Annotated in this window: 16 protein-coding genes; 11 read left to right on the forward strand and 5 right to left on the reverse strand. The window is 71.1% G+C overall.

Features of this window, described 5'->3' with window-relative positions; genetic code table 11:
- Positions 1 to 1,293, reverse strand: a 1,293-nt coding sequence (locus VN520_RS19370) for a polyketide synthase (protein WP_325748184.1), incomplete at its 3' end; no start/stop codon positions are given.
- 32 nt (positions 1,294 to 1,325) lie between these two features.
- Complete coding sequence (locus VN520_RS19375; protein ID WP_325748185.1) at positions 1,326 to 1,637, reverse strand: acyl carrier protein; 312 nt, start codon at positions 1,635 to 1,637, stop codon at positions 1,326 to 1,328.
- A gap of 207 nt (positions 1,638 to 1,844) precedes the next feature.
- Here VN520_RS19375 and VN520_RS19380 point away from each other — a divergent pair, with 207 nt between their 5' ends.
- The 11 genes from VN520_RS19380 to serS all read left to right on the forward strand — a co-directional run bounded on the left by VN520_RS19380 (position 1,845) and on the right by serS (position 12,641).
- Positions 1,845 to 3,476, forward strand: coding sequence for an aldehyde dehydrogenase (locus tag VN520_RS19380; RefSeq protein WP_325748198.1), 1,632 nt, complete (start codon positions 1,845 to 1,847; stop codon positions 3,474 to 3,476).
- A 34-nt stretch (positions 3,477 to 3,510) separates the two neighbouring features.
- Positions 3,511 to 4,647 carry an acyl-CoA dehydrogenase family protein gene (locus VN520_RS19385; protein WP_325748186.1) on the forward strand — a complete coding sequence of 379 codons (1,137 nt, stop codon included), beginning with the start codon at positions 3,511 to 3,513 and terminating at the stop codon, positions 4,645 to 4,647.
- 50 nt (positions 4,648 to 4,697) lie between these two features.
- The gene (locus VN520_RS19390) at positions 4,698 to 5,981 is read left to right on the forward strand and encodes an aspartate aminotransferase family protein (protein ID WP_325748187.1); all 1,284 of its coding nucleotides are present in this window, start codon (positions 4,698 to 4,700) and stop codon (positions 5,979 to 5,981) included.
- A gap of 2 nt (positions 5,982 to 5,983) precedes the next feature.
- Positions 5,984 to 6,466: a type II toxin-antitoxin system RatA family toxin gene (locus VN520_RS19395; protein ID WP_325748188.1), complete on the forward strand. Its 483-nt coding sequence runs from the start codon at positions 5,984 to 5,986 to the stop codon at positions 6,464 to 6,466.
- Positions 6,467 to 6,487: 21 nt separating this feature from the next.
- A complete protein-coding gene (locus tag VN520_RS19400; RefSeq protein WP_325748189.1) occupies positions 6,488 to 7,024 on the forward strand; it encodes a hypothetical protein in 537 nt (178 codons plus the stop codon).
- Positions 7,021 to 7,575 carry a flavin reductase family protein gene (locus VN520_RS19405; RefSeq protein WP_325748190.1) on the forward strand — a complete coding sequence of 185 codons (555 nt, stop codon included), beginning with the start codon at positions 7,021 to 7,023 and terminating at the stop codon, positions 7,573 to 7,575. Before VN520_RS19400 ends, VN520_RS19405 begins: the two co-directional genes overlap by 4 nt.
- Positions 7,572 to 8,555 (forward strand): VlmB-like protein, encoded by a 984-nt coding sequence (locus VN520_RS19410; RefSeq protein WP_325748191.1) that lies wholly within the window; start codon positions 7,572 to 7,574, stop codon positions 8,553 to 8,555. Before VN520_RS19405 ends, VN520_RS19410 begins: the two co-directional genes overlap by 4 nt.
- Positions 8,552 to 9,559 carry a beta-ketoacyl-ACP synthase III gene (locus tag VN520_RS19415; protein WP_325748192.1) on the forward strand — a complete coding sequence of 336 codons (1,008 nt, stop codon included), beginning with the start codon at positions 8,552 to 8,554 and terminating at the stop codon, positions 9,557 to 9,559. Before VN520_RS19410 ends, VN520_RS19415 begins: the two co-directional genes overlap by 4 nt.
- Before the next feature lie 107 nt (positions 9,560 to 9,666).
- Positions 9,667 to 9,897 carry a phosphopantetheine-binding protein gene (locus VN520_RS19420; RefSeq protein ID WP_010983730.1) on the forward strand — a complete coding sequence of 77 codons (231 nt, stop codon included), beginning with the start codon at positions 9,667 to 9,669 and terminating at the stop codon, positions 9,895 to 9,897.
- Positions 9,897 to 11,117, forward strand: coding sequence for a beta-ketoacyl-[acyl-carrier-protein] synthase family protein (locus VN520_RS19425; RefSeq protein WP_325748193.1), 1,221 nt, complete (start codon positions 9,897 to 9,899; stop codon positions 11,115 to 11,117). The genes VN520_RS19420 and VN520_RS19425 overlap by 1 nt, the downstream gene beginning before the upstream one ends.
- A 246-nt stretch (positions 11,118 to 11,363) precedes the next feature.
- On the forward strand, positions 11,364 to 12,641 hold the full coding sequence (gene serS / locus VN520_RS19430; protein WP_325748194.1) for a serine--tRNA ligase: 1,278 nt from the start codon (positions 11,364 to 11,366) through the stop codon (positions 12,639 to 12,641).
- A gap of 69 nt (positions 12,642 to 12,710) precedes the next feature.
- Here serS and fabI read toward each other — a convergent pair whose 3' ends face one another.
- From fabI to VN520_RS19445, 3 genes are read right to left on the reverse strand one after another with little or no spacing between them, the layout of a single operon-like run.
- Positions 12,711 to 13,484, reverse strand: a complete 774-nt coding sequence (gene fabI / locus VN520_RS19435) for an enoyl-ACP reductase FabI (RefSeq protein WP_325748195.1) — start codon at positions 13,482 to 13,484, stop codon at positions 12,711 to 12,713.
- Positions 13,481 to 13,807, reverse strand: coding sequence for a ferredoxin (gene fdxA / locus VN520_RS19440; protein WP_325748196.1), 327 nt, complete (start codon positions 13,805 to 13,807; stop codon positions 13,481 to 13,483). Before fdxA ends, fabI begins: the two co-directional genes overlap by 4 nt.
- A gap of 2 nt (positions 13,808 to 13,809) precedes the next feature.
- Entirely contained in the window at positions 13,810 to 15,228 is a 1,419-nt protein-coding gene (locus VN520_RS19445; protein ID WP_325748197.1) for an MFS transporter, read from the reverse strand.
- Between the last annotated feature and the right edge of the window lie 221 nt (positions 15,229 to 15,449).

A 15,449-nucleotide genomic window follows, 5' to 3' on the forward strand; every position in this document is an offset into this window, starting at 1 on the left:
GCCGAAGCTGTTGACGACCGCGCGCCGGACCCCGGCCTCCCAGGGTTCGCACGCGGTGGGCACGCGCACCGGGTAGAGGTCCCACGGGATGCGCCCGGACGGCGTGTCGAAGTTGAGGTGCGGGTAGATGGTCCCGGACCGCATCTGGAGCACCGTCTTGATGACGCCGACGATGCCGGCCGCCGGCTCCATGTGGCCCAGGTTGGTCTTCACCGAGCCGACGAGCAGCGGATCGCTCCTGGTGTGCGAGTCGGCGAAGGCGTCGCCGATGGCGCCGAACTCGATGGGGTCGCCGAGCGGGGTGCCGGTGCCGTGCGCCTCGACGTACTGGATGTCCCCGGGGGCGAGGTGCCCGGCGGCGAGGGCGGTGCGGATGACCTTCTCCTGGGCGGGGCCGTTGGGCACGGTCAGGCCCGCGCTGTCGCCGTCCTGGCCGACGGCGGTGCCCCGCACCAGTGCGAGGACGGTGTCACCGTCCCGGGTCGCGTCGCTGAGGCGCTTGAGTACGACCACACCGCAGCCCTCGGCGCGGGCGTAGCCGTCGGCGGCCTCGTCGAAGGTCTTGCACTGCCCGTCGGGGGAGAGCATCTGCGCGTTCGAGAACATCACCGAGGTGCGCGGGTGGTGCAGGGCGTTGACACCGCCGCACAGCGCGATGTCGGACTCGCCCGCGCGCAGCCCCTGCACGGCGAGGTGGAGGGCGACCAGCGAGGAGGAGCACGCGGTGTCGATGCTCATGCTCGGGCCGCGCCAGCCCAGGAAGTACGACAGCCGGCCCGACAGCGGGAACATGGTGATGCCGGAGGCGAGGTTGCCCTCCAGCTCCTCGTACGGCAGTGAGTCCAGCTCCATCGAGTAGTCGATGGAGCTGGCGCCTATGTAGACGCCGCCGTTGCCGCGGCGCAGCGGCGTGGGGTCGATGTTGGCGTGCTCCAGGGCCTGCCAGGCCGTCTCCAGCAGCATCCGCTGCTGGGGGTCCATGTACTGGGCCTCCTTGGGCGAGATGTTGAAGAAGGAGGCGTCGAACTGGTCGATGCGGTCGAGGAAGCCGCCCGCCGAGGTGTGGATCTTCCCCTTGTCCTCCGGCGACTCGGGCGTGAACGCGGCCACGTCCCACCGGTCGCCCGGTATGGGTCCTATTCCGCTGCGCCCTTCACGCAGGAAGGCGTCGAACTCGTCGGGCGAGTTGCTGCCGCCGGGGAATCGCAGACCGATTCCGACGATCGCGATCGGCTCGGGCGCCTGCGCCGGCGCCCGGTTCGTCTCTTCCGTGTCGGATTCCGTACGCGGCATGGAACGACTCCTTGGGTCCTGGGCCTGATCGGTCAGTGGGCGGGCGGGGCGGACAGGGCGTCGGCCAGGTGGTCCACGAGGTGGTTGACCGTCGGCTCGTTGAACAGCACGTTCACGTTGATGGACAGATCCAGGAGCTGCTCCAGGCTCTGTCGTATCTCGGTCAGCCGCAGCGACGTGAGACCGAGGTCGAAATAGCTGATGTCGACGGGGAGGTCCTCCGACTCGTCCATGAGGAGAACGGCCTTGAACTTCCGTACGACGAGTGTCTCTATCTCGTCGGCGAGTTCGGTCCGCGGCAGTTCGCGCAGCCGCTGGGGCACGGTGATCTCGGCAGGTGGCATGGCGGCCATGCAAGCAGCGGCGGCTGACACCCCACTGACAACCCGCGGGCCGGTGGCTGGATCAGTCCGGTGTCAGCGCCGAGTCAGATTCGGCTGCCACGATCGTTTTGCTTCGAACATCAATTCCCGAATCACCCGCACATTCACGGAACGACCCGCACCGGAAGACCGACACCAGACATATTCCGATATTCGGAAAGGCTGATGATGCTTCGCGAAGCTGCGCAGGAGGAGAGTGCTCCGGCACCTTCCGGATTGAAGAGCTACGACCTCTACATCGCCGGCAAGGACGTCGCCGGGGACGGATGGGTCTACACCGTCAGCGGGCGATCCCTGCTGGAAGACGTGTTCACCAGTGTGAGCCTCAAGCGCTCCCTGGAGCAGGACCCGGAGTCCGAGGCCGCCCAGCACCCCTACGTCGTGGGCCGCTGCGCCATCGCCGACGACGACGCCATCGACCTCGCCACGCAGGCCGCCGCGGCCGCCGCCCCGGATTGGGCGGCCGTCCCGCTGGAGCGCCGGATGCAGCTCGGCACCCGCTTCCGCGAGGAACTGATCAAGCACCAGGACGAGTTCCTCGACATGCTCGTCGCCGAGTCGCACCCGGTGAAGCTGGCCCGGTGGGAGCTGAGCTGCCTCCTGCAGATCTACGCCCCCGGCAGCCTGCGCTGGTACCTGAAGCAGATGCGGGTCGAGAAGGAGTACGCGGGCCGCAAGCTGATCCTGCAGCGCCAGCCGGACGGCGTGGTCGCCTTCAACCCCCCGCAGAACGCCCCGCTGCCCAGCGCCGCCCTGTGCGTACTGGCCCTGATGGCCGGCAACAGCGTGGTGGTCAGGGCGCCGCGCAGCATCGCGCTGAGCACCATGTGGCTGCTGCGCGACATCGTGGCCCCGCTGCTCGAGGAGCTCGACGCGCCCCCCGGCGTCCTCAACGCGGTGTGCAGCAACCCCAAGCAGACGATGGACCGCTGGATCGCCGACCCTCTGATCAACGACATCTTCTACATCGGCGGCAGCCAGGAGGGCCTGCGCTTCGAGCAGCGGTGCGTGGCCCACGGGAAGAAGCCGATCCTCGAACTGGCCGGCAACGACGGCATCGTGGTGTGGAAGGACGCCGACATCAAGTGGGCCGCCGAAGCCATCACCGAGTCGTTCTTCGGCTCGGGGCAGATCTGCATGGTGCCCAACTACGTGCTGGCGCACCCCGACATCGCCGAGGCGCTGATCGCCGAGGTGCGCGAGCAGGTCAAGGGCATCCGGCCGGGCCTCCCGGAGGAGGAGGACGTCCTGCTGTCACCGGTGCGCCGCAGCGAGCGGTTCTTCCGGCTGCTGCGGCAGGCCCTGGACAACGGCGCCTCCCTGGTCACCGGAGGCAGCCGCACCGAGGTCGACGGCACACCGTCGGAGACGGGCGTCTTCCTGCAGCCCACCGTGCTCCGGGTCGACGGCCTGGACCGGGCCCGCACCTTCGACGTGGTGCGCGAGGAGACCTTCTTCCCGCTCATCCCGATCGTGGTGGCCGAACGCGACAACGACGACGCGCTCCTGGAGTCCTTCCTCCGCTTCGTCAACTCCAACTCCTACGGGCTGCGCAACTCCCTGTGGTCGCGTTCCGACCACGTCATCGAGACCTTCGTCCGACGCGTCGTCAACGGCGGTCTGCTGAAGGTCAACGACTCCCACATCGGCTTCCTGCCCTACCTGCCCAGCCACGGCGGCACCGGCCGCACCGGCGGAGCCTTCGGTGAGGCCAACTACCCGATGCTCAAGACCTCGCACGTCCAAGGGGTCAGCATCGCCCGCGACATCAGCCCCTACGACGCGGTCTTCGGCGCCTGAGCGCCCGACCCGTCCGCCTTCCGGAGGTATCCCCGTGCGTTCCCTCGATGCTGCTCGGGCCGTCTGCGAGCAATTCCACCCAGGTCTGCTCAAGGAAATGGAGCAGTTCCCCTATGCCGACCGGGAGCAGCCCGGCGGCCCCGTCATCGACCTGTTCCGCATCCACGGCGGGGTCGGCCTGCTGATACCCGAGGAGTACGGCGGCCACGGAGCCGCCCCGCTGGACGCGCTGCGCGTCCAGCTGGCGCTGGGCGCCGTGTCCCCCTCGCTGGTCGCCGCCGCCTCCATGCACCACTTCACCGTGGCGATGCTCTACTCGCTCGCCGTCAAGGCGGACCGGCTCACCTCCGCGCAGACCGAACTGCTGCGGCGGATCGTGCCCGACCAGCAGGTGCTGGCCTCCGGCTGGGCCGAGGGCCGCACCGAGCAGAACATTCTCACTCCCGCCGTCACGGCCCGGCCCGTCGACGGCGGATACCTGCTCTCCGGCGCGAAGAAGCCGTGCAGCCTGTCCGGTTCGATGAGCCTGCTCACCGCGAGCATCGCCATCCATCACGAGGACGGCACCGCCGAGCTGGCACTCGCCCTGGTCCCGGCCGACGCTCCCGGGCTGTCCGTCCACCCGTTCTGGGGCAACGAGCTGCTCGCCGGCGCGGAGAGCGACGAGGTGCGGCTGACGGACGTGTTCGTGCCGGCGGACATGGTCGTACGTGCCGGGGCGGACGATCCGCACCGGCTCGACGACCTGCAGACGGCCGGCTTCGTCTGGTTCGAGATGCTGATCTCCGCCGGATACGCGGGCGGGGCCGCCGCGCTCGTCGAGCAGGTGCTGGAGCGTGAACGCGGCAGCGTCCAGGAACGGGCCGCCCTCGCCGTCGAGATGGACGCCGCCCTGTCCCTCCTGGAAGGTGTCGCGCGGACGATCGGCCCCGAGACGGACGAGGAGTCGGTCGCCCGGGTCCTCGTCGCCCGCTACACCGTCCAGAAGGCACTGCCGAGGATCGCCGGGCAGGCGCTGGAGCTGCTCGGCGGACTGGACTTCGTCCTCGGCTCCACCCACAGCCGGGCCGCCGCAGCCGTGCACGCCCTCGCCTTCCACCCGCCGGGCCGCGGCGCCGCCGCCGAGCCGCTGCTGCGCTACTTCGACGGCGGCCCGCTGGTCCTGAGCTGAGCCACCGCACCTCGGGCAGCGACCCCCACCACACTTGGAGTGAGAGATCCGTGACCGTCATCCAGGAAGCACCCGCCGAGACCGAGGCGGAGATCCTCGGCCTGTACCGGGCCCATCTCAGCAAGGGCCGGGCCACTCTCGCCGAGCTGTTCGGCAGCCACATGGAAACGGCGTCCGAGGGCGCCTGGCTCACCACCAGCGACGGTGAGCGCTTCCTCAACGCGGGCGGGTACGGCGTCTTCATCATGGGCGCACGCCACCCGGTCGTGATGGAGGAGGTGGAGCGCCAGCTCCGGACACATCCCACCGCGACGCGCATCCTGCTGGAGCCCACCGTGGCCCGTGCCGCCGAGGCGCTCGTCTCCGTGATGCCGGAGGGCCTCGACCGCGTGCACTTCGCCCTGTCGGGGGCCGAGGCGGTGGAGACGGGCCTCAAGCTCGCACGGGCCGGCGGCCGCAGGCGGACCGTCTCGATGCGCGGCGGCTACCACGGCAAGACGCTGGGCGCGCTGTCCGCGACCGCGAAGGACGTCTACCAGGCCCCCTTCCGGCCGCTGATCCCGGACTTCCTGCACCTCCCCTTCGGTGAGACCGACGCGCTGGAGGCGGAACTCACGACCCACCCGGGTGAGGTCTGCGTCATCCTCGAACCCGTCCAGGGCGAGGGCGGTGTGATCATTCCGCCCACGGGCTACCTCAAGCGGGTCGAGGAACTGGTCCGCGCGCACGACGGCTTCCTGATCCTCGACGAGGTGCAGTCCGGCTTCGGCCGGCTCGGCGAGTGGTGGGGCGCCGACGCCGAGGGCGTGGTGCCCGACGTGCTCCTCACCGGCAAGGCGCTCGGCGGCGGCGTGCTGCCGGTCTCCGCGGCCGTGGCGACCCGCAAGGCGTTCCGCCCCTTCGACAAGGACCCCTACGTCCACACCGCCACCTTCTCCGGCCAGCCGGTCCTGATGGCCGCGGTGCAGGGTGCGATCCGGGCCATGAAGGAGGAGCGCCTGGTCACCCGGGCCGTGGACCTGGGGGCGCAGCTGCTTCCGAGGATCGCGGAGATCGCGTACCGCAACATCCCCGAACTCGTCGTGGACGTACGCGGCCGTGGGCTGCTCATCGGTGTCGAGCTCGTCGAGGCCGGACTGGCCGGCGAGCTGCTGATCGAGCTGTTCAACCACGGCGTGGTCGCCAACCACTCGATGAACGGCAGCTCGGTGGTGCGGTTCACCCCGCCCGCCGTGATGAGCGACACCGATGTGGAGTTCCTCCTGAACTCCTTCGACCTGGCCACACGCGACCTCGTCCGGGGCGCGGCCAAGATGCCGGAAGGCGGCAACTGATCATGCGTCACGTTGAGCTCGAAGCACTGATCCCCGCGGAGCAGGCCACGACGGTCTTCGACTCCGTACGACGCTGGGAGCGGTACCCCGACCTGGCGCCCCACGTGAAGGCGACCACCGTCCACGCGACCTACCCCGCCGAGGACGCCAGTTCCAGCTGGGAGCTGCACTTTCGCAGCGGTCTGCTGCGCTGGACCGAGGACGACACCTTCCTGCCGGAGCTGGGTGAGATCCGCTTCCAGCAGTCCGACGGCGACTTCGACTCCTTCACCGGCACCTGGGCCATGACGCAGCAGGGCGACGACGTGGCGGTCCGCTTCGACGCCGACTTCGACTTCGGCATCCCCAGTCTGGAGGGGATCCTCGACCCGATCGCCGAGCGGGTCATCAAGGAGACCGTCGCCTGGGCCCTGACCGGCCTGTTCCCCGCCGTCCGCCTCTCGGAAGGCGTCGACCTCACCGAGCCCGCCGCCATCGGCGCCTAGCACCGCCCGCAGGAGCTGACCATGGACCAGGCAAATCCCTTCGAGACACCGAGAACGTACTCGTTGCACCGCGCCGAGTACCTGGTGGGCCTCGCCGTCACCACCGGCCTGATCATCGCCCACTTCGGCGAGATCCGCTGGTGGGTCGCGATCGTCCTGTTTCTGTACATCGACCTGATCGGCTACATCCCGGGTGCCATCGCCTTCAGACGCAGCGGCGGGCGGCCGATCCCCAAGGCCTACTACGTGCTCTACAACGTCATGCACAGCCTGATCACCCAGGCCGCGGTCGCGGCGCTGTGGTGCTGGCTGGTGGAGCCGGAGTGGGCGCTGCTGGTACTGCCGTTCCACCTCTTCGGGGACCGCGGTCTGTTCGGCAACTTCATGAAGTCGTTCGCGCTGCCCTTCGAGCCGGTACGCCAGCCCGGCTACCTGCGGCTCCTGGACGACCTGGGGCTGGCCCACCCCAAGCCGGCCGGCCACACCGCGGAACCCCTCCCGGTCGGCCACGTCCCGGCGCGGCCGGTCCGCCGGCAGCCGCAGGAGGCCGTGCGATGACCGCCGCCACCGACCTGCGTACCCTGCGGCGTCCCGTACGCCAGGACCCGGCCGAGCGGCGGCGGGCGCTGTACCACCTGGCCTCCCCGGTGTCGGTGCTGACGGTCGGCCCCCAGGAGCGGCTGCACGGCACCACGGCGAGCACCGTGACGCTGGTGTCGCGAGAGCCCCTGCTCGTGGGGGTCGTGCTGCGGGCGGGCTCGTCCTTCGCGCGGTTCGCGGCGGCCGAGGGCCGGTTCGCGATCAACGTGCTCAGCGGCGGCCAGGCCGACGTGGCGAGCCACTTCGCGAACAGCGACCGTCCCGACGGCAGCGCGCAGTTCGCGGGCCTCGCCTGGACGGCGGACTCGTACGCGAAGGCACCGCTCCTGGCCGGGGCGCTCGCCCACTACACCTGCCGGTTCCACTCCGCACACCCGGCGGGCGACAGCGAGCTGCTGCTCGGTCATGTCGTCCGGGCCAGCACCGGTGACGACCATCCCCTGTTCAGTTACGCCGGAGAGCTGTTCGCCGGCTCCCTGCACCCCGCGAAGGAGGCGGCCGCGTCATGAGCGGTTCTGTGGCACCCGAGGCCGACTGGGACAAGGCTCCCGGTCTGCTCGACGGCGCGAAGGAGCTCACCCTCGGACCCGAGGAGTGCGACCTCGCCTACTGGTTCACCTCGGTGGCGCAGGGCACCCTGCGCGACCGCGGCGAGACCGGGCACCACGTGGACGCCGTCGTGCCCGGCTTCCTGAAGGAGCCGGGGCCCCTGCGCGACGCCCTGGTGCTGGAGTTCGGGTTCCGCGGCCTGTCGGAGGAGATCGCGACGCGGCTGCTCGGCCACTACGTCGCCATCGCCCCCGGCATCCCCGAACTGGAGTTCTACACGACCCAGTTGATCGACGAGGCGCGTCACGCCCGGGTCTTCCGCAACCACCTGGTGGAGCTGGGGGTCCCGCAGAAGACGCTCCTGAAGGACATCGACGAGATGGCCGCGGACTACCGCAAGCGGGTCCTGGACCCGGTCGTGGACTTCACCCTCGACATCGTCCGCGACCAGGCGGACTTCGCCGGCGGCGTCGCCGTGTTCGCCATCGTCATCGAGGGGGTGCTCGCCCCGGCGGCGGAGCTGAGCGAGCGCAAGTGGACCCCGCTGTCGCCGGCCACCGGTGAGATCTCACGCGGCACCGCCATCGACGAGATCAGGCACCTGACGGTGGCCAGCACGATCCTGCGTGACCACGTGGCCGCACACCCCGAGTACCGCCCGCGCCTGCTGGAGATCCTGCGGGCCGGTGTCCAGCTCTGGGACGAGATCCCCGACCGTGAGTTCGTCATCCACCGCGAGGAACTCTTCCAGGAGGGCATGGCCCAGCACGCGGACAGGATCGGCGACTACGAGATCTGGCCGGGCGTCCGGATGCTCGACACCACGCCGGAGCAGCGCTACGACATGGCCGAGCGCTGGACCGACGAGATGGCCGAGTCCCGGATGGCGTACATGGGGCTGCCGCTGGAGGCGCTCAGCAGTCCGCAGGCCGGCGCATGAGCGGGGGGCGCGCGGCGGTGGTGGCCGGGATCGGGTCGTACACACCTCCCGGCCTGGTCACCAACGACGACCTGGCACAGCGGCTCGACACCTCCGACGCGTGGATCCGCTCACGCACCGGGATCGCCGAGCGGTATGTGGTCGCGCCCGGCACCGCGACCTCCGATCTGGCCGTCGAGGCCGGGCTGCGAGCCCTCAAGTCCGCGGGCGACGAGCACGTGGGAGCGGTCGTCCTGGCCACCACCACACCCGACCAGCCGTGCCCGGCGACCGCCCCGCAGGTGGCCGCCCGGCTGGGACTCGGACAGGTGCCGGCGTTCGACGTGGCCGCTGTCTGCTCCGGTTTCCTGTACGGTCTCGCCACCGCGTCCGGGCTCCTCGCGGCGGGCGTCGCCGACAGTGTGCTGCTGATCGCCGCCGACGCGTTCACCACGATCGTCAACCCTGAGGACCGCACCACGGCCGTCATCTTCGCGGACGGTGCGGGCGCGGTGGTGCTGCGCGCGGGCGCCGCCGCAGAACCAGGGGCCGTCGGCCCGCTGGTCCTCGGCAGCGACGGTGAGCTCAGCCACCTCATCGAGGTGCCGGCGGGCGGCTCGCGCCAGCGTTCGTCCGGTCCTGTGACCGACCCGGAGGACCAGTACTTCCGGATGCTCGGCCGGGAGACCTACCGGCACGCGGTGGAGCGGATGACCGGAGCTTCCCAGCAGGCGGCCCGGCTGGCCGGCTGGGACATCGAGGACGTCGACCGGTTCGCGGCCCACCAGGCCAACGCCCGGATCCTCGATTCGGTCTCGGAACGCCTCGGGGTGCCGGCCGGACGGCAGTTGACCAACATCGCCCAGGTCGGCAACACCGGCGCCGCCTCGATCCCGCTGCTGCTCTCGCAGGCCGCGGCGGACGGCCGGCTCACCGCCGGTCACCGGGTGCTGCTGACCGCGTTCGGCGGAGGCCTCTCCTGGGGCGCGACGACCCTGGTCTGGCCCGAGGTCCAACCGGTCTGACGGTCCCCCGGCCGACCGGATTCCCTGTGCAGTACGCCCTTCCGTACGCGTATGCGTACACCCCCTCACGTACGCCGGTTTCGCGTACGCCTTCGAAAGGATCCGACATGCTGGAGCAGCTCAAGGAAATCCTGTCCAACAAGCTCAAGGTGTCGCCCGAGGCCATCACCCCGGAAGCCACCCGGGAGGACATCGAGCTGGACTCGCTGGCCGTGGTGGAGCTGTCGCTGCTGCTCAAGTCCGAACTGGACCTGGACGTCAGCGACGACGACCTCCTGGAAGCCGAGACCGTGGCCGACATGGTCCGGCTCATGGAGGAGCGGAGCGCGAAGGTCTGATGGCCGGCATGGACATCGCCGTCACCGGACTCGGCCTGGTCACCCCTGGTGGTATCGGGGTCGGGCCCAGCTGGGCGGCGGTCTGCGACGGCAGGCCGGCCGCCGCCCTCGATCCGGTACTGGCGAACAACCCCGTACGTATCTCCTGCCGGGTTCCCGGCTTCGATCCGGAATCTCTGCTCAGCGCGCGGCGGGCACACCGCCTGGACAGGTTCGTGCAGTTCGCCCTCGTCGCCGCCCATGAGGCCGTGGCCGACGCCCGTCTCGACCCGACCACCTGGGACGGGGCGCGGGTCGGTGTGGTGCTGGGCTGCGCGGACGGCGGCCCCGGCACGGTCGAGGAGCAGCACGATGTGCTGCGGGAGCGGGGCGCCGACCGGGTGTCCCCGCTGCTGCTGCCCATGCAGCTGCCGAACATGCTGGCCGGTCAGACGGCCATCGAGTTCGGGGCCACCGGGCCCAACCTGGTGGTGGCCACGGCCTGCGCCTCGGGTGCGACCGCCATCGGGGTGGCCCGGGACCTGCTCGTCCTCGGCCGCTGCGACGTGGTCCTGGCGGGCGGCAGCGAGGCGATGATCACCCCGCTGGTCATGGCCGGCTTCGCGCAGATGGGCGCGCTGTCGCGGCGCGAGGACGACCCCTCGTCGGCCTCGCGTCCCTTCGACGCCGACCGGGACGGCTTCGTCGCCGGGGAGGGGGCCGGGATCCTCGTCATGGAACGCGTCGTGGACGCCCGGGCCCGCGGGGCGCACGTCCACGGCCGGATCATCGGCTTCGGAGCCACCGCGGACGCCCATCACATGACGTCGCCGCACCCGGACGGCACCGGCATCGAGGCGGCGGTCCGCGCGGCCCTCGCCGACGCCGGCGCGGATCCGGACGACGTGCAGCACGTGAACGCCCACGGCACGTCGACACCGCTCAACGACCTGGCCGAGGCACGCATGATCCAGCGGACGCTGCAGGGCGACCCACTGGTCACCTCCACGAAGGGAGTCACCGGGCACCTGCTCGGCGCGGCAGGCGCGGTCGAGGCCGCGTTCGCCCTGCTGAGCGTCGAACACGAGATCATTCCGCCCACCGCGGGGCTTGTCATCCCCGACGGGCGGATCGACATCAAGCTCGCCCAGTCGGCCACGTCGATGCCGATCGACCTCGCGCTCAGCAACTCGTGCGGGTTCGGCGGTCAGAACACGGCGCTGGCGATCGCTCCGGCCTGAGGGCCGGCACCGGCAGCGTGTGCGGGGGCGGACGGCTCGGAGCCGTCCGCCCCCGCAGGCTGTCCGGGGCGCCCGCTCCCCGTACCCCCTCCCGCCCGCGGAGTCCGGGCGCGGTCCGCTCACCGCCCGGCTCGTCACCATCCGGCCCGTCACCGCCCGGTGGGCCCTTCACCGCCCGCCCGGCGCCACCCGCCCCACCGCGTCCGGCAAGCCCCGGCCGCCGCTCTCCCTACCGAGGAGTCCGTCATGCACGATCCCAGTGAACTGCTCGAAGACGGGCAGGCCGCCGTGAGGCGGCTGGCCCGTCGCCGCTACGACCTCGACCTGGCCGCCCTGGAGAAGGCGATGCGCCGGCGGTCCGAGGCCCAGGCCGAGATGACCCGCTCGCGTACGGAGCTGAACCGCGTCTCGCGTACGCGCGGACGCCCGGGGCCGCCCTCCGAGGAGGAGAAGGAGGCCGCGCGCGCCCTGCGCGCGGACGCGCAGCAGGCGGAGGCCGCGGCCCGGAGCGCGGGGCACGACCTCTCCGAGCTGCTGCTCGGCATCCCCAACGTGCCCCTCGACCAGGTGCCGGACGGCGGCACGGAGAAGGAGGCGGTGGAGGTCCGCCGCTGGGGACCGGCGCGGCACGGCAGCGACGCCCCGCACCACGCCGACATCGGCGAGTCGCTCGGCATACTGGACGGTCCGGCGGCCGCCGGGCTCTCGGGCGCCCGCTTCAGCGTCAGCCGCGGCCCCGGTGCCCGTCTGGAGCGGGCGCTGACCGACTTCTTCCTCGACCTCCACACCCACGAGCACGGTTACACGGAGTACTCCGTGCCGTTCCTCGTGAACCGGGACACCATGACCGGCACCGGTCAGCTCCCCAAGTTCGAGGACGACCTGTTCCGTACCCAGGTGGGTGACCGGGAACTCTTCCTGATCCCCACCGCCGAGGTGCCGCTCACCAACCTGGTGGCCCAGCAGCTCCTGGACACCCGTGACCTGCCGTACGCCTTCACCGCGCGCACTCCCTGTTTCCGCGCCGAGGCGGGAGCGTACGGGCGTGACACCCGGGGGATCCTGCGCCTGCACCAGTTCGAGAAGGTGGAGCTGGTCCGCGTCTGCGCCCCCGAGGACGCGCCGGCGCAACTGGAGCTCATGGTGGGGCACGCCGAGGAGTGCCTGCGCCGTCTCGGGCTCTCCCACCGCGTGGTCCTGCTGCCCGCCGGCGACCTCGGCTTCTCCGCCCGGATGACGTACGACATCGAGGTGTGGCTGCCGGGCAGCGGCGCCTACCGCGAGATCTCCTCGGTCTCCGACTGCGGCACCTTCCAGGGCCGCCGCGCGAACATCCGCCACAGGGGGGCCGACGGCCGCAAGGGGCCGGCCGCCACCCTCAACGGTTCGGCGCTGCCCGTCGGCCGCACCGTCGCCGCCCTGCTGGAGCAGGGCGTGCAGGAGGACGGCTCCGTCCTGCTCCCCGAGGTCCTCGCCCCGTACACCGGTTTCCGCCGGATCCTGCCGGGCGGGAGGACCGCGTAGCACACGCACGCCGGGAGGGCGGGTGATCCGGGACCTGCCCGGATCACCCGCCCTCCCGGCGTGCGTGTGTCACGCGCCCGTCATGTGCACCCCGCCGTCGACGTGGACGATCTCGCCGGTCGTGCGCGGGAAGAAGTCCGACAGCAGGGCGAGCACACCGCGCGCCGCGGGGTCCGGGTCGGTGAGGTCCCAGCCGATCGGGGCCCGGTGCTGCCAGACCTGCGCGAGCTCCCCGAAGCCGGGTATCGACTTGGCGGCCATGGAGCGCAGCGGACCGGCCGCGACCAGGTTGCAGCGGATGCCCCTGTCCCCCAGGTCCCGGGCGAGGTAGCGGCTGGTCGACTCCAGGGCGGCCTTGGCGACGCCCATCCAGTCGTAGCGCGGCCAGGCGACCGTCGCGTCGAAGGTGAGCCCGACCACCGAGCCGCCACGTCCCTCCATCAGGGGCAGGCACGCGGTGGTCAGGGACTTCAGGGAGTACGCCGACACCTGCACGGCCGTCGAGACGTCCGCCCAGTCGCCGTCGAGGAAGGAGAAGGCGCCCTGGGGCCCGTACGCGATGGAGTGCACGACGCCGTCGAGGCGCTCGAACCCGTCGGCCGACGCGCTGATCCGTTCCGCGAGCGTGTCCAGGTGCGTCCGGTCGGTGACGTCCAGTTCGACCACCGGGACCGGCTTGGGCAGCCGGGCGGCGATCCGCTCGATGAGGGAGAGCCGGCCGAAGCCGGTCAGCACCACCTCGGCGCCCTCCTCCTGGGCGAGCCGGGCGACGTGGAAGGCGATGGACGCCTCCGTGACGACGCCCGTCACCAGGATGCGCTTGCCGGCGAGGAGCCCGCTCATGACCGCACCGCCTTCCGTGCCAGGGACCCCACCAGCGGGGAGTCGTGGTCCAGGACACCGAGACCGCCCGCGCCTCCGGGCGAGCCGACGGTCTCGAAGAAGGCGGCGTTGGAGCCCCGGTGATCACCCCATTCGGCGGGCACGTCGTCCTGGAAGTAGATGGCCTCCACGGGGCACACCGGTTCGCAGGCCCCGCAGTCGACGCATTCGTCGGGCTGGATGTAGAGAGCGCGTCGGCCCTCGTAGATGCAGTCCACGGGGCACTCGTCGATGCAGGAACGGTCCTTCACATCGACACAGGGCAGGGCGATGACATAGGTCATCGTCAACTCCTCTTCACAGTAGGGTCGTTCAGCGAGCCGGGGACCTGGTCCACGGAGACTCCGGTGGTGCGTTCGCCCAGCGTGAGCACGGTGACGGCCAGTGCGGCCATCGAGGCGGCGATGACCCCGAACAGCGCACCCGGCCCGTACGAGTCGAGAACGGGCAGCAGGACGAACGGCAGCGCGGCGGCGCTGAGTTTGGACAGCGAGTACGCCATGCCGGACGCGGTGGCCCGGATCGCCGTCGGGTACTGCTCGGACAGGTACACGTGCGACACGCTGGAGAAGACGTTGCTGCACAGCGTGTATCCGAAGCCGAACGCGACGATGAGGAAGGCCGAGCCGGTGAAGGCGAAGCCCATCCCGGCGACGACCATCGCGGCGGCGGACAGCGCGACGAGAGTCTTGCGCTCGATGCGGTCGATGATCGGCAGCGACAGCGCCGAGCCGACGGGGTAACCGAGGAAGGACAGGGCGGTGAAGCCCAGGCCGGCCACGATGTCGTAGCCCTTCGCGGCGAGGATCTGCGGGGCCAGGGTGCCGAAGCCGTAGTAACCGACCACGGAGAGCGAGCAGAAGATCCACAGCATCACGGTGCGTCGCCTCAGACCGCGGGTGAAGATGTCCCGCAGTCCGGTCTGCCCGGTCTGTCCGGCGACGGGCGTCCCGTGCTCGGCCGGGAGCACCTCGGCCGCCCGGCCGGCCGGGATCTGGGCCTCCATCCGGGACACCAGCAGGTCGGCCTCCTCGGTACGGCCGTTCGCCGCCAGCCAGCGCGGGGATTCGATCAGCCGCCGGCGCAGCACCCACACCACGGCCGAGCCGAGCGCGCCGATCACGAACAGCCAGCGCCAGCCGTCCACCCCCAGCGGGGTCAGCGGTACCAGCCACAGGGCCGCGAACCCGACCGCAGGCACCCCGCAGAAGGCGATCGTGTAGGCCCAGGCGATGAACCGGCCGCGCTTGGCCGCGGGCAGGACGTCCGCCAGGTAGCAGTCGGACAGGGCCTGTTCGGCACCGATGCCGATGCCGGCCAGGAAGCGGGTCGCGATCAGCCACTCCGCGTTGGGCGAGAAGGCGCCGAGCAGGGAGAAGCCGGAGTAGATCGCGAGGTTGATCAGGAAGGCCCGGCGCCGGCCGAGCCGGTCCGCGACCCGGCCGAGCACCAGCGAGCCGATGAACTGGCCGATGAACACGGAGGCCAGGACCAGTTTGAGCGAGGTCGCTCCGAAGGCGAAGTCGTCCTGGAGCACCTTGGCGATGGTGCCCGACAGACTGTTCTCGAAGGTGTCGAAGAGCAGGCCTATCCCGATGACCGCGGTCAGGCTGCGGTGCATGGGGGTGATCGGCATACGGTCCAGGCGGGCCCCGATCGAGGCGGGGGAGACGACCTTGCTCACCGCCGTGGTGGTCTGGGACATGCTCGTGGCTCCTAGGGGGGCATCAGGTGATTCGGGCCGGGTCGGGGAGCCGCGGCCCGGTGTCCCGGAACGCGGTGCGAAGGGGCGGGTCATGGCGGATGACGGCGCCCCGGCGAGGCCGGGCGCCCCACCGCGCGGGCCCGGCACGGTCCGGGGCGGAAGATGCTGGGACGGGGGCCGCCCGGGGCCCCGGGCGGCCCCCGTCCCAGCATCTTCCGCCC

The sequence above is a fragment of the Streptomyces sp. genome (assembly GCF_035563135.1).
Lineage (GTDB): Bacteria > Actinomycetota > Actinomycetes > Streptomycetales > Streptomycetaceae > Streptomyces.